Annotated in this window: 15 protein-coding genes and 1 pseudogene; 11 read left to right on the top strand and 5 right to left on the bottom strand. The window is 70.4% G+C overall.

The window, feature by feature from the left end; genetic code table 11:
- Positions 1 to 517: 517 nt before the first annotated feature.
- From ACG83_RS36365 to ACG83_RS36350, 4 genes are all read left to right on the top strand, one after another.
- Complete coding sequence (locus ACG83_RS36365; protein ID WP_054570786.1) at positions 518 to 1,735, top strand: ABC transporter substrate-binding protein; 1,218 nt, start codon at positions 518 to 520, stop codon at positions 1,733 to 1,735.
- A gap of 130 nt (positions 1,736 to 1,865) precedes the next feature.
- Positions 1,866 to 3,527 carry a sensor domain-containing diguanylate cyclase gene (locus ACG83_RS36360; RefSeq protein WP_161934834.1) on the top strand — a complete coding sequence of 554 codons (1,662 nt, stop codon included), beginning with the start codon at positions 1,866 to 1,868 and terminating at the stop codon, positions 3,525 to 3,527.
- A gap of 347 nt (positions 3,528 to 3,874) precedes the next feature.
- Complete coding sequence (locus ACG83_RS36355) at positions 3,875 to 4,627, top strand: hypothetical protein (protein ID WP_054570784.1); 753 nt, start codon at positions 3,875 to 3,877, stop codon at positions 4,625 to 4,627.
- Between the two features lie 137 nt (positions 4,628 to 4,764).
- Positions 4,765 to 5,040: a DUF397 domain-containing protein gene (locus ACG83_RS36350; RefSeq protein ID WP_083473867.1), complete on the top strand. Its 276-nt coding sequence runs from the start codon at positions 4,765 to 4,767 to the stop codon at positions 5,038 to 5,040.
- A 342-nt stretch (positions 5,041 to 5,382) separates the two neighbouring features.
- Here the strand turns inward: ACG83_RS36350 and ACG83_RS36345 are convergent, their stop codons facing one another.
- Both ACG83_RS36345 and ACG83_RS36340 read right to left on the bottom strand, forming a co-directional pair.
- Complete coding sequence (locus tag ACG83_RS36345; RefSeq protein WP_054570783.1) at positions 5,383 to 6,237, bottom strand: helix-turn-helix transcriptional regulator; 855 nt, start codon at positions 6,235 to 6,237, stop codon at positions 5,383 to 5,385.
- Positions 6,238 to 6,601: 364 nt separating this feature from the next.
- Positions 6,602 to 7,525, bottom strand: a complete 924-nt coding sequence (locus ACG83_RS36340; RefSeq protein ID WP_054570782.1) for a TIGR03564 family F420-dependent LLM class oxidoreductase — start codon at positions 7,523 to 7,525, stop codon at positions 6,602 to 6,604.
- Positions 7,526 to 7,718: 193 nt separating this feature from the next.
- On the opposite strand from ACG83_RS36340, the gene ACG83_RS36335 reads away from it, so the two are divergent.
- Together ACG83_RS36335 and ACG83_RS36330 are read left to right on the top strand one after the other, a co-directional pair.
- Positions 7,719 to 8,324: a nuclear transport factor 2 family protein gene (locus ACG83_RS36335; protein ID WP_054570781.1), complete on the top strand. Its 606-nt coding sequence runs from the start codon at positions 7,719 to 7,721 to the stop codon at positions 8,322 to 8,324.
- 66 nt (positions 8,325 to 8,390) lie between these two features.
- Entirely contained in the window at positions 8,391 to 8,981 is a 591-nt protein-coding gene (locus ACG83_RS36330) for a carboxymuconolactone decarboxylase family protein (RefSeq protein WP_054570780.1), read from the top strand.
- Between the two features lie 18 nt (positions 8,982 to 8,999).
- Here the strand turns inward: ACG83_RS36330 and ACG83_RS36325 are convergent, their stop codons facing one another.
- Both ACG83_RS36325 and ACG83_RS43230 read right to left on the bottom strand, forming a co-directional pair.
- Positions 9,000 to 9,593, bottom strand: a complete 594-nt coding sequence (locus ACG83_RS36325; RefSeq protein WP_054570779.1) for a TetR/AcrR family transcriptional regulator — start codon at positions 9,591 to 9,593, stop codon at positions 9,000 to 9,002.
- A 117-nt stretch (positions 9,594 to 9,710) separates the two neighbouring features.
- Positions 9,711 to 9,854 (bottom strand): annotated as a pseudogene (locus tag ACG83_RS43230) (SDR family oxidoreductase); the annotation flags it as partial.
- A 187-nt stretch (positions 9,855 to 10,041) separates the two neighbouring features.
- On the opposite strand from ACG83_RS43230, the gene ACG83_RS36320 reads away from it, so the two are divergent.
- A complete protein-coding gene (locus tag ACG83_RS36320; protein WP_083473866.1) occupies positions 10,042 to 10,899 on the top strand; it encodes an adenosylcobinamide amidohydrolase in 858 nt (285 codons plus the stop codon).
- Positions 10,900 to 10,924: 25 nt separating this feature from the next.
- Here the strand turns inward: ACG83_RS36320 and ACG83_RS36315 are convergent, their stop codons facing one another.
- Positions 10,925 to 11,311, bottom strand: coding sequence for a bifunctional 2-polyprenyl-6-hydroxyphenol methylase/3-demethylubiquinol 3-O-methyltransferase UbiG (locus ACG83_RS36315; protein ID WP_054570778.1), 387 nt, complete (start codon positions 11,309 to 11,311; stop codon positions 10,925 to 10,927).
- Positions 11,312 to 11,978: 667 nt separating this feature from the next.
- Between ACG83_RS36315 and ACG83_RS36310 the strand changes: the two genes are divergently transcribed.
- Genes ACG83_RS36310 through ACG83_RS36295 form a run of 4 tightly spaced genes read left to right on the top strand, consistent with a single transcriptional unit; the run spans position 11,979 to position 17,680 of the window.
- On the top strand, positions 11,979 to 12,752 hold the full coding sequence (locus ACG83_RS36310; RefSeq protein ID WP_083473865.1) for a hypothetical protein: 774 nt from the start codon (positions 11,979 to 11,981) through the stop codon (positions 12,750 to 12,752).
- Positions 12,727 to 14,892, top strand: coding sequence for a hypothetical protein (locus ACG83_RS44815; RefSeq protein WP_054570777.1), 2,166 nt, complete (start codon positions 12,727 to 12,729; stop codon positions 14,890 to 14,892). The genes ACG83_RS36310 and ACG83_RS44815 overlap by 26 nt, the downstream gene beginning before the upstream one ends.
- Complete coding sequence (locus ACG83_RS36300) at positions 14,892 to 16,322, top strand: hypothetical protein (RefSeq protein WP_054570776.1); 1,431 nt, start codon at positions 14,892 to 14,894, stop codon at positions 16,320 to 16,322. Before ACG83_RS44815 ends, ACG83_RS36300 begins: the two co-directional genes overlap by 1 nt.
- The gene (locus tag ACG83_RS36295) at positions 16,319 to 17,680 is read left to right on the top strand and encodes a DUF4407 domain-containing protein (protein WP_054570775.1); all 1,362 of its coding nucleotides are present in this window, start codon (positions 16,319 to 16,321) and stop codon (positions 17,678 to 17,680) included. Before ACG83_RS36300 ends, ACG83_RS36295 begins: the two co-directional genes overlap by 4 nt.
- The last annotated feature ends 2 nt before the right edge of the window (positions 17,681 to 17,682 follow it).

Here is a 17,682-nt window from a genome sequence, read left to right as displayed (position 1 = left end):
CACGAGTGATGCGCCCGCCGGCGAAACCCGCCCCGAGCCCCGCGGCCAGCAGCAGGGCTGACCGGACCCGTCCGGTCCGACGGCCCAGGTCACTCCGATGGTTGACGTCACTCCGGCCGCCGAGGTCACTCCGACGATCCGGGTCACTCCGACGGCCCTGGTCACAGGGCCTCCGCGGCCCAAAAGCCATCATCGGCGGAACCTCCCACGTCGCGGCCCGGCGTCCTGCACCTGACGCAGGTCTGTTCGGAAGTCCCCGGGCGTAAACGCAGCCCACGGGAGACCGCCGACCAGCAGCCCGATCGCCCTGACCTGCCCCGATGGGATACCCCACGCCCCGGTCTGGTCGATATAGTCCGCGAACTTCGAACTGACAGTTCTGCGACCAGCACCACCAGGTGGGGGGCTTCCTGTGCACACGCCGCGTACCGCCGCGCCAGGAGAGGGGCACGACGCCCGTAGTCGTGCCGTCGGCACCGGCCCGTCTCGGGGCCGACGGCGAGGATTACGCACGTCGGTGACTGCCACCGCGCTCGCGGTGACAGTGGTGGTCGCAGGCGCCTGCACGGGCAGCGGAGCGGACAAGAACGGCGGTGGCACCGCATCGGCGTGCACGTCACCGGGGGTGACCCAGGAGGCCGTCAAGGTCGGGGTCCTTTACCCGGACACCGGGCCTTTCTCGTCGTCATTCCAGGGATTTCGCGGCGGGATCACGGCCCGCTTCGCACTCGAGAACTCCCGCGGCGGGGTCCACGGCCGCGAGATCAGCACCATCTGGGCGGATGACCAGGCGTCCGCGGACAGCAACCGCACCGAGGCCCAGCGACTCGTCGAGGGGGAACAGGTCTTCTCCGTCGTGGAGGCGTCGGTAGCCGAGGGCAGCTCAGCCCTGTACCTGGAAGAACAGGGCGTGCCGGTCACCGGGGTCGGGCCCTCCGTCGCCTGGACCCAGCACCGGAACATGTTCACCTGGAGCTCGCTGCTGAGCCAGGGCGCGGTGACCAGCGCGTGGGGCCAGATCGCCCACAACCTGGGTGGCACCCGGGCGGCGGTGCTCGCGGTGGTAGGAGTTCCCTCGTCCCAGGAACTGGCCACCACCATCGCCGCCAGCATGCAGCGGGAGGGCATCCAGACCGTCTACCAGAATCTCCAGCTCGACCCGCTCCTGAGCATGACCACGTTGGCCAGGGCCATCGCCAGCAGCAAGGCCGACATCGTTACCGGTGTCATCACCCCTGAGATCTGGGCCGGGCTCGCACCGGCGCTCAGGGCACAGGGCGCGCAGATCACCGTCCCGCTGTTCCCCAACGGGTACGACAAGGAGACCCTGCGGTCCGGCGGCAGCGCGTACGCGGGCATGTACGTCGCGCAGGTGACCGCGCCGTTCGAGCTGCAGCTGCCCGCCCACCAGGAGTTCTACGCGGCGCTCACGCAGTACGCCCCCGAGGTCTCCACGCAGCAGGGCCAGCTGGCACTCAACGGCTGGCTGGCAGCCGACCTGATGCTGCGCGGCCTGAACGCGGCCGGTGCCTGCCCGACCCGGGACGGCTTCATCGGCGCGCTGCGCTCGGTCCTGCAGTACGACGCGGGCGGCCTGGTGCGCCCGGCCGCGAACCTGACCGACTACACACTGCCGAGCGCCTGTCTGAACCTTGTCCGGGTGGACTCCAGCGGGCAGAACTTCGAGGTCGTCGGAGACGCCCCGATCTGCGGGCAGGTGCAGCCCGTGTCCTGACACCTCCGGTGTCCGCCCGTTTCCCGACCAGTACACACCGGGCGGACAGTCCCTCAGCGGCGCGATAGCCCCCGCGTCGCCCTGGGTAGGCCCGATGGATGGGAAACCCGGCGGGACGGAGGGAGGAACAGTGCGATGGCGCAGGATGGTCGACGACCTGCCGGTCGGCGTCGTGGTGGTCACCCCGCCGGAGGAGCGCATCTCCTATCTCAACAACCGCGCGGTCGCCCTGTTCGACCGGGACCGGCCCGAACTGCTCGGCACCCCGCTGATGTCCCAGCTGTCCTTCGACGAGTGGGACGGGCTGCTCCCTCGCGACCAGCACTCCTCACCGGACCGCCACGCCATGGTGATCCGGCGGCCGGGCGGCTCCGCGGTGCCGGTCGTGATGACCAGACTGGCATCAGGGCCCGGATGCGCTGACTGTGCGTGCTTCCTCCAGGACCGCGCCGACGGCGACCTGCTGCGGGAGCAGGTGCAGACGATCCTCGCCCACAGCCCGGTCAGCTTCGCGTTGCTGGACGCCGCCGGGCGCGTGCTGATCGGCGGCGGCGGTATCGCCCCGGGAGCTGTCGCGGGGCTGGCACAGTCGAGGGTCTCCTCCGTCTTCGAGGTCTTCGCCGACGAGACGGAGCTCATCGAGCTTCTGCGCGACGCGCAGTCCGGCCGCGTCGTCGCACGTACCACCACCGCCGCCGTCGGCGGCCATGTCGACATCAGTCTCACCCCGTTGCTGGACGCCCAGGGCAAGGTGACCCGGATGGTCGGGGTTGGCGTGGATGTCACGGCCCGCGAGCGGGCCCGCGCCCGACAGGCCGTCGTCGCGCGGTTCGCCCATCAGGCACTTGAGACCGCCGACTCGGCCGCACTGTGGCGCCTGGCGGTACGAACGCTCGCAGGTTCACTGAACGCGCACGTCTCACTGTGGGATGTCGGCGGTACGGCTCCGGTGGCCTGCACGGTGTCCGAATCGGCGTTGGGCCCACCCCCCGGCTGGGCTAGCCTCGTGGCCGCCCACCTCGCCGGAACGAGTGACATCCCCGCGGCCGGCGACATCCGGTACGCGTCCGTCGTCCCAGGCTGGCAGACACTGGTGGCGGGCGCGGGGCAGGGCCGCCGGTCAGCACGGGTCGTCGTGGTGCAGCGGCCCGACACCGACACTGCGACCGACACCGCCGGCGCGCTCGCGGGCGGCGTGAACGACGCCGACGACGAACAGCATGTTCGGGCCATCGCGGACGTCCTGGTCTCCGCCACCGCACGGCTGGCCGCGGAACGCCAGCTGCGGTATCGGTCCCAGCACGACGACCTGACCGGGCTGGCCAACCGCGCAGCGCTCCTCGACCACCTCGGCCAGGCCCTCGACCCCTCCCACGGCCAGGGCCGTTCCGTCGCGGTGATGTTCCTCGACCTCGACGGCTTCAAAAGGATCAATGACGACCACGGCCACAAAGCCGGGGACGCCGTGCTACGCACCGTCGCCAACCGCCTGTCAGCCGCCGTCCGGCCCACCGACCTCGTCGGCCGGCTGGGCGGGGACGAGTTCGCCATCGTCTGCACCGAGGTGCGCGACCGCGGCCAGATCGAGCGGCTGGCCCACCGGGTCATCGCCCGTCTGGGCGAGGCGATCTCGGTGGAGGGCGTCCTCCACACGGTGACCGCCAGCGCGGGAGTCGCCATCTCGGACGCGGGCCGCACCAGTCCGGACCGCCTGCTGAACGCCGCGGATATGTCCATGTACAAGGCCAAGCAGGCCGGGGGCGGGCAATCCGTCACCACCTACCAGGCGTAACCCGACCGGCCTCAGCGCACCCGAGCCGACCGCGGTGCTCCGCGATTTCCGAGTCGTCTACTCTCGCCGGGCCGATGCGGTTCCACCTCGATCACCGGCGGACACCGGCGACCTTCTGAGGCTGTCGCCCCGAGGCTGTGGTCCCGAGGCTGTAGTCCGCCCGCGGAACCGCGCATCGCCGACACCTGTCGGGATCTCCTGACGCTCCCACCCGCGAAGTCACTACACCCCAGCATCATCCCGCCATCGCGGGCGCACCCGCCGGACCCGGCGAGGCGGTGGATCGAAAAAATACCGTTCGCGCGGCAACCACCGAAACGGAGTCGGGAGAGCGGGGTATCGGCACGATGAGCGCGGGTGAGCGGTGGATGCTGGCCTACGAGTACGAGCCCGGCCGGTCGTGTGTGCCCGTCGGGCTGTCCGTCGAGGTCGGCCGAACACTTGTCGTCGGCCGCGAGGGCGAGCTCAGGCTCGGCGTCGAGGTCCTCAACCGGGGGATCTCCCGAAAGGCGATCGAGGTGACGGCCGCCGAGGACGGCTGGGACATCAACGTGCTCAACCTCAACGGCGCGATGCTGCACCCCTGGGGCCAGGCGCCGCAGCGCATCACCGGGCGCCAGTTCCTGCGCTGGCCGCGGCTCGCGATCCGCCTGCTCGGCGGGGCGAAGCGCCAGGGGCCCGACACCAGCGATCCGGCCCATCACTGGCTGCTGCTGGAAGCCGACACCGCAACGGTGACGACCCAGGGCCCGCGGGCCCAACCACCCACGACCACCTGGACCGTCAGCCCCGAGCCTCCGCTGCCGCTGTCCGGCCCGCAGGAGGAGGCGGTGCGGCTGGTCTTCAACGAGCTGTTGCAGTGGCCGCCGCGGCTGCCCGCACAGCCCATGCAGCTCGACGCCGCCGCCCGCCGCCTCGGTATCGGCGAGAGCGCGGTACGGGAACGGCTCCGGCACGTCCACGAGCGGGCGGTACGGCTGGGCCTGCACCGCCGGGTGGGGCTGACCAACCCCGACTACCTCTACGTCCTCGTCCAGGCCGGTTACCTCGCACCGCCCGCGTTCGCGGCCTATCGCCGCCCACCGGCGTGGTTGCGCTGACCGGACACTGCGCCAGCGCAGCCTTTCGGAACGGGCCACGAAAAGGTGTGATCGTAGTGTCCACCGACGGTGGTCCGGAGCCCGCGAGACTCGCTCCGCCTCGGCCGATCGCCCCGGCCTTCCATCAAGGAGTGTTCATGTTCCGCCCCGCGCACCTGGACAGTGCGTCGCATCCCGTAACCTCCGTCTCTGCCTCCGCCCCCGCCTCTGCCTCCGCCGACCGTTCCTGGCTGCGCAGCAGCTTCTGTCAGGGCGCCGCGGACACCTGTGTGGACGTGCAGCTCGGGCCGGGCGGTGTCGGCGTGCGCGACTCGAAGGACCTCGACGGGCCGGTCCTGCGCTTCACTCCCGAGGAATGGGAGGCGTTCCTTCGCGGCGTTCGTAACGGTGAGTTCGAGCTGCCGCTGATCTGAGTCACCTGAGGGCCGGCCGACCCGGCCGGTCGCACAGTTCATCCGGCCACGACCGGCATTTCGTTGAGATCGGTGGACGCATCCGCAATACTGCAGCTTGCAAGTTGCATCTCGCAAGTTGCGCGAGGCTTCCGCCTGGTCGGCAATCTGGCCAACCGCCACCGAGACGTCCGGCCGGACGCAAGGCTCGCCGCCGTCCCACACGGGGAGAGGGACGGCGGCGAGCCCAGGTACCGCCCGGTGGGTCAGCGCAGGCCGCAGGTCAGCGCGGGTCCATGCGGGTACGTGCAGACCGGCACAGCCGGGCGGGTCAGCGCAGCCCGGCGGTCAGCAGCCCGGCGGTCAGCGCAGCCCGGCGGCCCGCGCGGCGATCAGCTCGAGGGAGCGCTCCGGCGTCAGCGCGGCGCTGCGCGCGCCGGCGAGTGCGGTCTGGTAGCCGCCCGCCTCATCAGGGTCATCGATCAAGGTGCTCCGGCTCAGCTGCTCGGCGAAGACGACCGGAGTCATCACGTCCTCCTCGCCGTCGAACTCGAAGATGATGAAACCGACGCCCTCCGCGGCGTGCGTGGCGGCGTCGAACGGCACCACCCGGACGACCACATGCGGGGCCGCGGCACGCGCGAGCAGATGGCGGCACTGGCCAGCCATCACCTCGGCGCCACCGATCACCCGGCACAGCACGGCCTCGTCCAGGACGATGTCCAGCCGCGGGGGCTGTGGACGGTCCAGCAGGTGCTGGCGGCGCAGCCGCAGCGCCAGGCGCCGTTCAACCAGGTCGGCGGTGATCCCCTCCACCGAGGAGATCAGTGCGCGGGCGTACTCGGGGGTCTGCAGCAGGCCGGGCACGATCGACGTGCTGTGCTGGCTGATGGCCGGCGCGCCGTCCTCGAGGCCGAAGAGCGTGGCCGACCCCTCGGGGACGATGTCGGCGAACTCATGCCACCATTCCCGACCTCGGGCCTGGCGCACCAGCTCGATCATCGCCTCGTGGTCGGCCGGCCCGAGCCCGAGCACGTCGGCGATCATTCGCAGGTCGGCGACGCGGACGCCGGTGCGCCCGGTCTCCATCCGACTGATCTTGGCTGGCGAGCACTCCATCCGGCGGGCCATCTCCTCCAGGGTCAGGCCGGCCCGCAGCCGCCGTTCCCGGAGGCTCAGCGCGAGTCGTCTGCGCGCAACGACGGCGTTGGTCGCCATGGCGGCCGCCTCACCTTCCCTGCCCTGGGTCGGTACTCATCCTGACGGATTCAACTCCACCGGGAGGCCGGATGCGCAATTTGCATACGACAAATTGCAGCCTGCCAGGAAGGGTACCGGCGCGGCAACCGTTCGTGACGATACGTCCGCCCGACCCACGGGCGGCGCCCGCCCCACGCGGCCACACCCGACCCACGGCCGCCACCCATCGATGATCCCGCCGCACCGCCGCGCAGCGCCGATATTTCATCCCAAAAAGGGCAAAGACTCACTTGGCGATCCGCAAGAAAGAAGGATTTCGGTCGTTGGAACGACCCAGATCGTTCACCCTTGCGACTCGACAAACCGGGCTACCGGGCAGGGGTTAGTCGAGGAGCTCCTGCAGCAGGCTGGTGGTGCGGCGCAGGGAGGCGACCCGTGCCTCCCGGGTGTCTCCGACCGGGACGATGTTCACCCAGACCTCGGTGGCGCCGGCGCCGATCAGCGCTTCCAACTGCGCACGGACGGAGGCCTCGTCACCCACGATGGCGGCGTCGCTGGGGGTGTCGGCGCCACCGAGAGCGAGAATGCGCTGGTAGTTCGGCATGCCCGCATACCCGGCCGCGGTCGCGGCGGTCGCCTCCCGGGCCTCGGCCCGGTCATCGTGGACAGCCACGGGCAGGCCCGCGACAACGCGGGGCGCCGGTCGCCCGGCAGCCGAGGCCGCGGCGGACAGCCGGGGCACGATGTGCGTCTCGATGGCCTTCGGCGGGGCCATCCACAGCACCACGCCGTCGGCGTGCTCACCGGCGATTCGCAGCAGGCGCGGCGACAGGGCGGCGAGCAGGACCGGCACCGGATGAGCCAGTGGCGCCATCCGTCCCGCGCTGCGGGTTGACCAGTCCTGCCCCTGGAAGTCGACGTCCTCGCCGCGCAGCAGCGGGCCGAGGATCGTCAGGTACTCCTCGGTGCTGCGCCCCGGATGGTCGTAGGACATCCCGTACGCGTCGCGCACGACCGATTCGTGCGACGGCCCGAGGCCGAGCGTGAAACCGGGCCGGCCCATGGTCGCGACGACCGAGGCGGCCCGGTTCGCCTGCAGCAGCGGATGGCACGGGTAGGTCTGCAGCACGGCGGTGCCCAGCTCGATCCTGGACGTCTCCCGCCCGGCCAGCGCCATCGCGACGAGCGGGTCGCCGGTGACGACGCTGGCGTACCAGAGCGCGTGGAACCCGTCCTGCTCCGCCTGGCGGGCCTGCTTGACGATCTTGTCGGGCGTCGACGCGCCTCCGGTCAGACCGATACGCATGGCTGCCTCCCGGGGCCGGGCCGAGCGCGTTCGCAGGCCCACGGCCTCATCCGAGCCCGCGAGCGTAAGAGAATCACGCTCTCAAAATCGTGGACGCGTCCTTTTATACATGTGTATGGTCCCGATGTGCAGGGCTGAGGGCCCGCACCCCGCCGGAATCCCGCCAGCGACTCCGGCCATCAAAGGAGCGCGCATGCCCGACGACGAGCACGGCGAGCACGGCGAGAACGGCGAGAACGACCAGCACGGCGGGCTCGACGGCCTCCGCCGTCAGGTCCAGTACCTGACCGACCGCACGGCGATCATCGACTGCATCGCCGACCACGCCCGTGGCTGCGACCGCCACGACCTCGACCTGATCGCGGGCACCTATCATCCGGACGGCGTCGACGAGCACGGCGCGAAGACCAACCCCGGGCCGGAATACGGCGCCTGGGCGAACACCGTGCACGGGGCCACCTCACAGCAGCACCTGCACAACATCACGACCCACAGCTGCGAGATCGACGGAGACGTCGCGCACGCCGAAAGCTACGTGCTGGTCACCCTGCTCAGCCCCGACGGCCGGACCGCGACCCTGATCAACGGCCGCTACCTCGACCGCCTCGAACGACGCGACGGCATCTGGAAGATCAGCCTGCGGCGGTCGACCGTCGAGCTCATGCTCACGGCCGACGCCTCGGCGCTGCAGACGCCGGTGTTCCAACGGCAGGGCTACCTGAAGGGCACCCGGGACCAGCACGACCTGGCCTACCAGCGACCGCTCCGCCTCGACTCCCCCGCACCCGCGCGCTGGTAGCCGGCAGAAGCGGCGAGCGACGAAGCGACGAAGCGACGAAGCGACAAGCCGGAAGGAGCCCTGAGAATGGCACGAGTCGAGCCCATCCCGCCCCGGCAGTGGCCGGCGCGGATGCGGGACGCGCTGGCCGCGATGACCCCGCCCGAGCCTCGCCACCCGGCCACCTACCGGGAGGGCCGCCCCAGGGCGTTCAACTCGCTGGGGACGTTCGCCCATCATCCGGAGCTCGCGCGGGCGCTGTTCACCCTCAACGGCCACGTCATGCGGGGCACCACCCTCACCGCGCGGCAGCGGCACCTGCTCATCATCAGGGTGGCGGCCGTCCGCGGGTGTGGCTATGTCTGGGCCCAGAACGTTCCCGTCGGCCTGGACGCCGGCCTCACCGAGGGTGAGATCGGCCGGATCGCCCTCGGGCCCGACGCCCCGTTCTGGGAGCCCCTCGACGCCGCGCTGCTGCGTGCCGTCGACGAACTGATCGCCGGCGGCACGATCACGGACCCGACCTGGGCGGCCCTCGCGGCCGAGCTCGACACGCAGCAGCTCCTGGACGTCGTTCTCACCGTCGGCGCCTACGAGATCTCCGCGTTCATGATGGGAGCGCTGCAACTCGATTTCGACGACGACCTGAAACCGGCGTCCACCCCCGCAGCGACGTGAAAGCGAACGCCGTCGGGGCTAGCTGTCCAGCTGGCGGGGCTCGACTCGGTCGAGGTAACGCTCGACGAACTCGAGCGTCTCGGCATGGGACGTCGACATGCCCACCGACTGCTCGGTGATTATCGCCCGCGGGCTGCTGGTCACCAGGAAGACGAGCACCTCGGGCGGGATGTTCTCCAGCGGAACCGTGTAGTCGTTCGACGACCTGGCCAACGCCTCGAGCGTCAGCGCACGGACCTTCTCGCCGACCGCCGCCATCTCGGCCCTGATTATCTTGCGGTGGTTCGCCAGTGCCGTCAGCTCCGCGATCAGGGCTCCGGCCGTCCGGTTGTTCGAGAACTCCCAGAGCGCGCGTAGCGGCTGACCCGTCTGAAGCGCCTCGACCAGTGTGCTCAGGGTCTGCTCCGTCCGGCGCCGGACCAGGGCGAGAAAAAGATCATCCAGCGTCGGAAAGTAGTACTGGACGAGACCGGAGGTCACCCCGGCCCGGGCTGCCACGCCGCGGTAGGTGACCGCCGCGTACCCCTCGCCGAGCATGAGCCGCTCCGCACTGTCCAACAACGCCGCGCGCGTCTTCGACGTCTCCGTGCCAACCCGGCGAGGTGTCGTCATCTGTTGCCTTTCAGGACCGTCGCAACTGGTGGGGCGGCCGCAGGTACCACTCCGACCTCATCGAACCGTACGAAGCCGCCGCCCTGCGCGCAGGCGCCGCCCCGCGCAGCGCTTTCGTCAGATGCCGGCCGGGCCTGGGCCGCCGTGGACATAGCGGGTCTGGCCGGTCAGATAACCGGCCTCGTCGCTGCACAGGAACACGCAGACCGCGGCGATGTCGTCACCGGTACCCAGCCGGCCGACCGGGACCATCCGCGCCAGCGTCTCGGCCTACCGCCGACCCGGCCTCAGCCAGAGGCGACGGCGGCTGCTCGCTAAGGTGTGGCGAGGAGCCAATGACGAGGATGAGAAGAAACCTGACGGGCTGGCCGCCCCCGTTTCGGCGAGGTCAGCCCGCCCCGCGCACCGGCCTTTCGGCGCCGGTACGTACTTCGGCGGTACGTCCACGGTGAGCGTCGAACTCGCCGGCGCCACGGGCGCCGCGGGCGTTACCGAGGGCGCGCCAGCCCACCCGCCGCTGGCGGTGGGACTCGACCAGCTCGAGCACCACGACGACGGCGCGGGGCAGCGGCGTCCGGTGCTCGTCTGGCGGTTCGCCACTCCAGTGCGGATGATTTCCAGCGCGGTCCTCGGCGGCGGGCTCATCCACGGCGAGTGGATCATCAATGCCGAGGTGGCGCTGGACTACCGCCGTGACGACCCCGCCGTCCATCTCGGCGAGATCGCCACCAGGCTCGGCCTGCCGGCGGGGGCCGGCGCCGGGCTGATGACCGCCGCGGACACCCGGCAGATGAGCAGTGCCGGCGACGGCGGTGTCCGTTGCGACGCGACGGTCGGGCTTTCCTACCCGACGTGGGCCGCCGCACCGGACGGCCTGTCGCTGCCCGAAGCCAGATGGCGCCCCGGCACGGTCAACCTGGTCTGCATGCTGCCCGTACGACTGAGCGACGCCGCCCTGGTCAACGCCGTCATCACAGCCACCGAGGCCAAAACCCAGGCGCTGCTGGACGCCGGCATGCCCGGCACCGGCACCGCGTCGGACGCCGTCGTGGTGTGCTGCCCGGACGGGGCAGAAGGCGCGGAAGGCCCAGGAGACACGGATTCGAGCCAGCCGCGAGCCGTGTACTGCGGCCCGCGCTCCCAGTGGGGAGCACGGCTTGCCCGCGCCGTCCATGCCGCCGTCACCGACGGCACCGCACGCTACGCCGCCGCCGCCGCTGCCGCCGCCGCCACTGCCACTGCCACTGACACGAATGGCACCACCACCTGCGGTGAGCCTCTCCGGGAAACAATGGAAAGGCGGTAGCCCGGCCGTTCGGCGGAAATGCTGGTCAGCGACGCCCGACGACGAGGCGTGAGCGTGCCGCACGTTCCGCACGCTCAACCCAGGGCAGCGCGCGCATATCCGCCTCGATGTAGCTGACATTCCGCGCGGCAGCGTCCAGTCGTGCGTGTGCGAGGAACAGCGCAGCGGTGTCCAGGCCGGTCGCCTGGCAGCCGCGGGCTGCCAGGCGGTTGGCGGTCCGGCCGTGCCCGCAGGCCAGGTCGAGCGTTTCCATCCCGGGCTCGAGTTCGAGCGGCTCCCAGATCAGCCGCGTCTCGGCATCGCTACGGGCTTCCGTGAGCTGCGAGGCATAGAAGTAGAGGTAGTCGCGGTCGAACAGGCCCCGGGCATCGAAGGTGTGCTCGAAACCGCCCGGAATCCTCTTCGCCGGCATACCTGCATCCTGCACCACTTACCTGTGACACGGCCGGCGCCTGCACGGATAACCGGGACGGGAACCGTCGCAACCCGGTGGGGCCGTTCGGAACCTGTCTCGCCGGTAGACGCTCTCGAATGATTGCGCCACCTCCGGCCACGGGCGCCGAGGCGGATTCGGCCACGCTTCCCACAGCCTTCACGACAGGGCGACGGTCGGGCCGCCGCGCAAATTCCTGGCCCGGTGACCAGCGTTGATGGCTTCCCAGGCACGCAGTCCGCCGCAAAGAACGTCGCAAATTGTTTCGCGAAAGCTCGACCCGGCAAGCTGTCATATCGGCGTCTCAACATGTCGGGACAAGCAGTCCAGAACGTTCGACCTGTCCTTTTCCTGCCGCACGACGTGCCAGCGAGGGGAAACATTCTCCGGAGGCTTGCATCGCCGAAAAGTGCCTGTACTGTGTCTTCCGGGAACTCCGGATCAGGGTGCGTATTTCGCAGTTGGCCAGACATCTTCATCGAACGTTGCGGGCGCCCGAATCCAGACGGCACCCGCCACCGTGCCGTAGCGAGACGGCCGAGTCGCACCACACTCCCTGTTTCCATCAGATATGTCCAGCGAAAAGACCTGGCCGAACCCGTGTTTTTCCGGGGAGCGGATGATGATCTCAGTAAGGAGGACGGCTTTGTCGGCACAGGATGAGCCAGCGTTCAGGCGAGCGGTCATCGTCGCCGTGGACGTGATGGAGTACGGCCGGCGAGATGACGGCCAGCAGATGGACGCCCAGCGCGATCTGCTGACAGTTCTGCAGTGGGCATCCGACCAGGCCGGGGTGGCACGGGAACGCTGGGACCGCCATCCGTCCGGTGACGGGGAGCTCGCCGTCCTGCCGCCCGACGTGCCGGAGCAGCGTGTGGTCGGCCAGTTCGTCCACGAGCTGAGCCGGGCGCTGACGAGGCTGAACGAGGAGCACCCCGCCGGGCCCCGCCTGCGGCTCCGGCTCGCGATCCATCACGGCGTGGCCGCGTCGGCGAGCAACGGTGTCGCCGGCCAGGGACCGGTGGTGGTCAGCCGCCTCGTGGGCTCCGAAGAGCTCCGTGCGGCGCTGACTTCCTCAGGCGCGAACCTCGCCGTGGTCGTCTCGGGGCCGGTGTTCAACGACGTGATCGCCCAAGGCCACACGACGCTGCGACCGACGGACTTCCGCGAGGTCCGCGTCCGGGAGAAGGAGTACACCGGCCAGGCGTGGATCTGGGTGCCGGGCATCGACCCGGCCGTCCTGGATCCAGCTGCCGGTCAGAGCGACGAAGCCCAGGACGCCGCGCCCACGGCCGCAGGCCGGTCCAAGGACGGGCGACGGCGGCCCGCCACGGCTCGGCGCGCGGCCACCCCGACCATCCACAACGAATTCCACGGAACGGTGACCGCCGAGAATGCCACTTTCGGAATCCGGTACTGAGCCCGGCTCCGGCACCGCTCACAGTCCCGCGGAGCCACGGCCGGGGGCCGGCGGCCGCGCAGGCCCCGACCGCCCGACCTCTGAACGCCTGGCCTCTGACCGCGCCGCCACGGGCGAGCCGGAGGAGCAGAGCCCGGAGAGTGTCGACGAGGACGGCATCGGACACCACCGGCCGGCCGGTGAGCAGGCCGAGCCCGAGGCCAAAGCTGAGGCTGAGCGGAACACGTTCGCGCAGGCCTACCTGACGTTCAACGCGCCGGTCTACGCCCCGGGCAGCGGGTTCGGCTCCGCCTGGGCGGTGCCGGGCGCGGGCCGGCGCCGGGCCACCGGCCGACTCGACGACCAGGACGTTCGCGCGGCACTGGACTTCTACGTCCGTCCCGCGCAGTACGCGACCGCGCTTGAGGCGCTGCTGGAGAACCACGTCCTGGTTCTGGAAGGTCAGGAGGGCACCGGACGGCGGGCCGCCGCCATAGCGCTGCTGCGGGAGGTCACTGACAGCCACATCGTCATGCTCCCGCCGGTGCTCACCCTGCAGGATCACGCCGAGCGGGACTACGAACGGGGCTATGCCTACCTGACGATCGACCACATCCGGGAACTCCGCGCGCACGGCGAGGACGTCGTCTGGCGGGCTGTTCGGGACCGGATCCGTGACGCGGGCGCATACCTGGTCATCACGGCCGAGGAGCGCACGGCGACCAGGACCGAAGCGGTTCGGCATGTGCGCTGGTCGCGGCCCTCCCTGAGCGCCGTGCTCCGCGCCCATCTCCCCGACCTGCCAGAAATCGATCTTGCTCAGCTCGTGGAGGTGATTCCACCCGAGTGGACCACGGCCAGCGTCGCCGACGTGGGGCGGCGCATCAGAGCCGGCGAAGGCATCGAATGTGCGTTCGACGTCTTCGACTCGACCGCCGCGTCCCAGGTAGGCGCATGGTTCGACCGGGGACGAACGCAGCGGGAGATCGTCGAGGTCACCGCGCTCTGCTTCACGGTCGGCCAGAGCCGGCGGTCGTTCGAGCGGCTGGTGGAGCGCCTCGACTCCCAGCTCACCCGCAGGCTCGCGCCGCCCGAGGACGCCGGCCCGCGAAACCTCCCGGCCGGCGGCCTTCCCGAGATCCGCGCGGCCTTCTCCGACCCCGGCGGGCTGATCGCGGTGCAGGCCCAGGAGTCCGGGGAGATCGCCCGGTATGCCGTCGCGTTCAGGTCGGCGGGCTACCGCCGGCGAGTGGTCGAGGAGCTGTCCCGCCGGCACGACTCGCGTTTCTGGGACGCGGTGCGCTCCTGGTTGGAGGAGGTGCTGGACGACTGCGACCCGCGCGAGGTGGCCGCCGGGCTCGCCCACCTCGCACGGACCGACACCGACGAGGTCGAGCACGAGTACCTGGAGCGCTGGGCCGCGGGAGTGATCGGCCCGAAGGGGCAGCTCACGGCTTCCTTCACCTTGTGGGTCATGTGTTTCGGGGATGCCCTGTCCCGGTTCGCACTGCGGCGAGCGATCCGATGGACCAACGAGCCCGACGGTGAGCGGCGCCATACCGCGCTGCTGGCGTTCAGCGGCGAGCTCGGGCTGCGCTACCCCACGGAGGCGGTCCGCCGGTTCTGGCAACTGATTACCCAGGACCCCCGGCTGTCGACGCAGGCCCAGGCGGGCCTGGCGAACCTGTTCGCCGCGCTGACCCACGCCGAGGAGGACGCGACCGTCGTGCTCAGGACGCTCGGGCGTCACCTCGACCGGTTCACCCGGCGGGGCGTGGACGTCCGGCTCACCGACCTGACGATGGACACGACGCTCACCGTCCTCAGTTACCGGGATCCCGTCGACGGACGCCCGGCCATCAGTTCCTATCTGTCATCCCGCCCCGACCAGGCGAGCCTCGCCGCTCGCCTGTGGGGCGGTGTCATCCGCCATCACGGCTACCGGAGGAGAGGCATGGAGGCGCTCACGGCCGCCCTGGCGGCACTCGACAACATCGACGCCGGCACCGACATCGCGGCCGGCCTGGGCTCCGCGCTGCAGCGGGATCTCACCGCCGCCGAGCTGCTGACCTTCCGTGCGGACCTGGTCGGCCTGGTCGGCGATGCTCGCGACGCGCGGACGAGATTCGTACGGATCCTCGTCGGAACGGACATCGTGTGATGAGCACCGGTTACCCCCTCGTCGAAGAACGAGCACTTGACCCGGCTCGGCGACGCGGCCTGATCCACCGCCAGCGAACGAGGTCGGGTGAGGACCTGCCTCGGCCGTCCGCCCACCAGGTGCTGGTCTATCGGGTGGACGGCGAGTACGTGCCCGACCCGGCGAAACTGGGCCGCGACCACACGACGGTGGTCGACGCCAGCCACGTCAGTGTCGTCGACCTGCAGCACGATGCCCAGGTCACGGTGCGGCTCGCGATCCCCTCCGCGGAGGCGAGCGACTTCCCGGTGCTGGTCACGTTCGCGTGCACAGTCCACAACGCGGTCACCGTGGTCCGGGAGGGAATCCGCAGCGCCGCCGCGGCGCTCGAGACGTACCTGCGCGGCCACCGTCGCATCTTCGAGCTCGGTCTCAACGCCTCGGCGTCGCAGATCAACGAGGTGCGCAGGGACGTCAACGCCCAGATCAGGGCCTTCACCACCCTGCGGCCGCCAGTGATCCCGGGCCTCGCCGTGACGCTGGTGAGCGTCGAGGTGCTCACTCCCGCGGAACTGGCGGAACTGGCGAGGAAACGACGTGACCTGCGGGACACGCACATGCTCGACGCGGACCAGCTGCAGCTCAACCAGTTGCTCGACCTCGAACGCGCCAGCGGGGAGAGCAGACTGCGCGGTCTGCGCCAGGAGCAGGAGCAGACCCTTGACGCGGCCAACGCACGTTTCCAGCACCTCTCGGTGATCGAGCAGCTCCGTCACGACAAGCAGGTGGCGGTTGAGCGCCTACACGCCGAGCTGGGTCTGGACGAGGCCAGGCGCGACCATCTGCTCTCCGAGGTCCGGAGAACCGCGGAGGCCGTCGCGTCGGACTCCCGCACCGCCACGTTGCTCGCCCACCTCAACGGCGAGCTCAGCGCCGGCGAGTTCGCCGAGCGGCTTCGGCTGGAGGAGGCGCACCGGGAGGCGGTGGCACGCGAGGAGGCCGAGCGTTCCCGGGCGGAGCTGGAGATGCTGCGCCAGGAGCGGCGTGCCGAAGACGAGCGAGTTCGCCGGGAGAACGAGCAGCGGCGGCTGGAGCGACGCGACGACGCCCAGCTCGAGAGCCAGCTCGCCCGGGAGGACCGCCGCCGCGCCGAGGACTACGCGCGGGCAGACGCGAAACGCGCGATCGAGGTGAAACTGGAGATCCTGCGCGAGTTCGCCAAGCGGGGGCACTTCGACCTGGTGAACGTGAACCTCGACCGGCTGGTGGGCGAGCTGGTACCGAGCACCACCACTGCGCGGCCCGGCGACGACGAGCTGAGCCCGGCGCACGACCGGCTCTCCTTCGGCGACCCCGCCGCCCTCCGCGACCCCGCCGCCCTCCGCGGCGCGGATGCGCCCGGTGGCGAGAGTCCCGACTTCGACGCCGATGTTCGGGAAGAAGACGGATGAGCCTCACCGATCAGCGCACCATCGTTCCGGACGACCTGAGCAGCCTGGACTCTCCGCCGTTCCGGCCCGCCGCGCCGGACGGCGGTGCCGGCAGGCGGCTGCGCGCTGTCATCGGAATCAGCGAGGACATCCTGGACTGGGTGCCGGAGGAGCGCCCGCGTTACGCCCGGCTCGGCGCGATCGTCATCAACACGGCCTCGCTGGCCGCGCTGTCGCTCGGGGTCGCCCTGGGGCGAACGCTCGGCGTCCCCCTGCCGGTGCTCGTCCCGGTGGGGTTGCTCTGGGGCTATGTGATCCTCAGCTTCGACAGCTGGCTCGTGGCGAGCACCCACGGGGTGCTCGGCAGGAGCAGGCTGAAGGTGTTCGCCGGCAGGATCCTCATCTCGGTGCTGATGGGAACGGTCATCGCCGAGCCCCTCGTGCTCTGGGCCTTCAGCTCGGACATCCGCCAGGAGGTCCTGGACGGGCGCGATCAGGACCTGGCGGCGTACGAGAGCTCCCTGAAGAAGTGCAATCCCATCTCCGGGGAGATCGTGCGAAGCCCGGAGTGCGCCGATCTGCTGATCTCGGTCGTACCCGTCTCACCCGCCGCGCTACGCAACCAGCAGGTCGAGGAACGCAAGGAACGCGACAGACTCGAACCGCTGGTCGCCGAACAAAGCCGCGTTCTGAACGAGAAGGAGACGTTCGCCGCCCAGGAGTGCAACGGCGCCTCGAACACCCTTGGCACCCTCTCCGGGACTCCCGGATGGGGAGCGAAATGCCGCCAGGCCTGGCAGGTCCGGAACGAATATTTGAATGACAACAGGTTGCGGGAGAACCAAAGCACCCTCGCCCAGCTGAACGAGAAGATCAAAAATGCGCCCGGCGCGATCCAGCAGGCAGAAACGGCCTACGGCACCGCGCTGACCGGCGCCATCAAAGCCAGGCGCGACCAGAAAGGGAAACACTACGGGCATATCGGCTTCCTCGAGGAGACCGACGCGCTCGCACGGCTGGCCGATCGCAGCCACGCGGTGCTCGCCGGGGAGTGGCTGCTGCGGATCCTGCTCGTGCTCGTCGACTGCCTGCCCACCCTGACGAAGCTGATGAGCGGCAGATCGAAGTACGACGAGCTGGTGTCCCGGCAGTCGGCAGAAGGCCAGCGGCTGTACGAGCGGTACCTCGCCCGCCGCGGCCGCCAGGCCCAGGCGGCCGACGAGGTCGGACTCCAGCGGATCGAGCACGACTTCCGCATCGCCTCCGAACGCATCACCGGCGCGGACCGAGCTGCCCGGGCGGATCGGGAGGCCGAGCTCGACCTCGAGATCGAGGAACTCGCCGCCCGCCTCCGAAATGCTGACAGCGTGGCGGCGTAGCG

The sequence above is a fragment of the Frankia sp. R43 genome (genome assembly GCF_001306465.1).
In the GTDB taxonomy this organism is placed as follows: domain Bacteria; phylum Actinomycetota; class Actinomycetes; order Frankiales; family Frankiaceae; genus Parafrankia; species Parafrankia irregularis.
The sequence above is the reverse complement of the archived record's forward strand: the minus strand, read 5'-3'. Positions and strand labels throughout refer to the sequence as shown.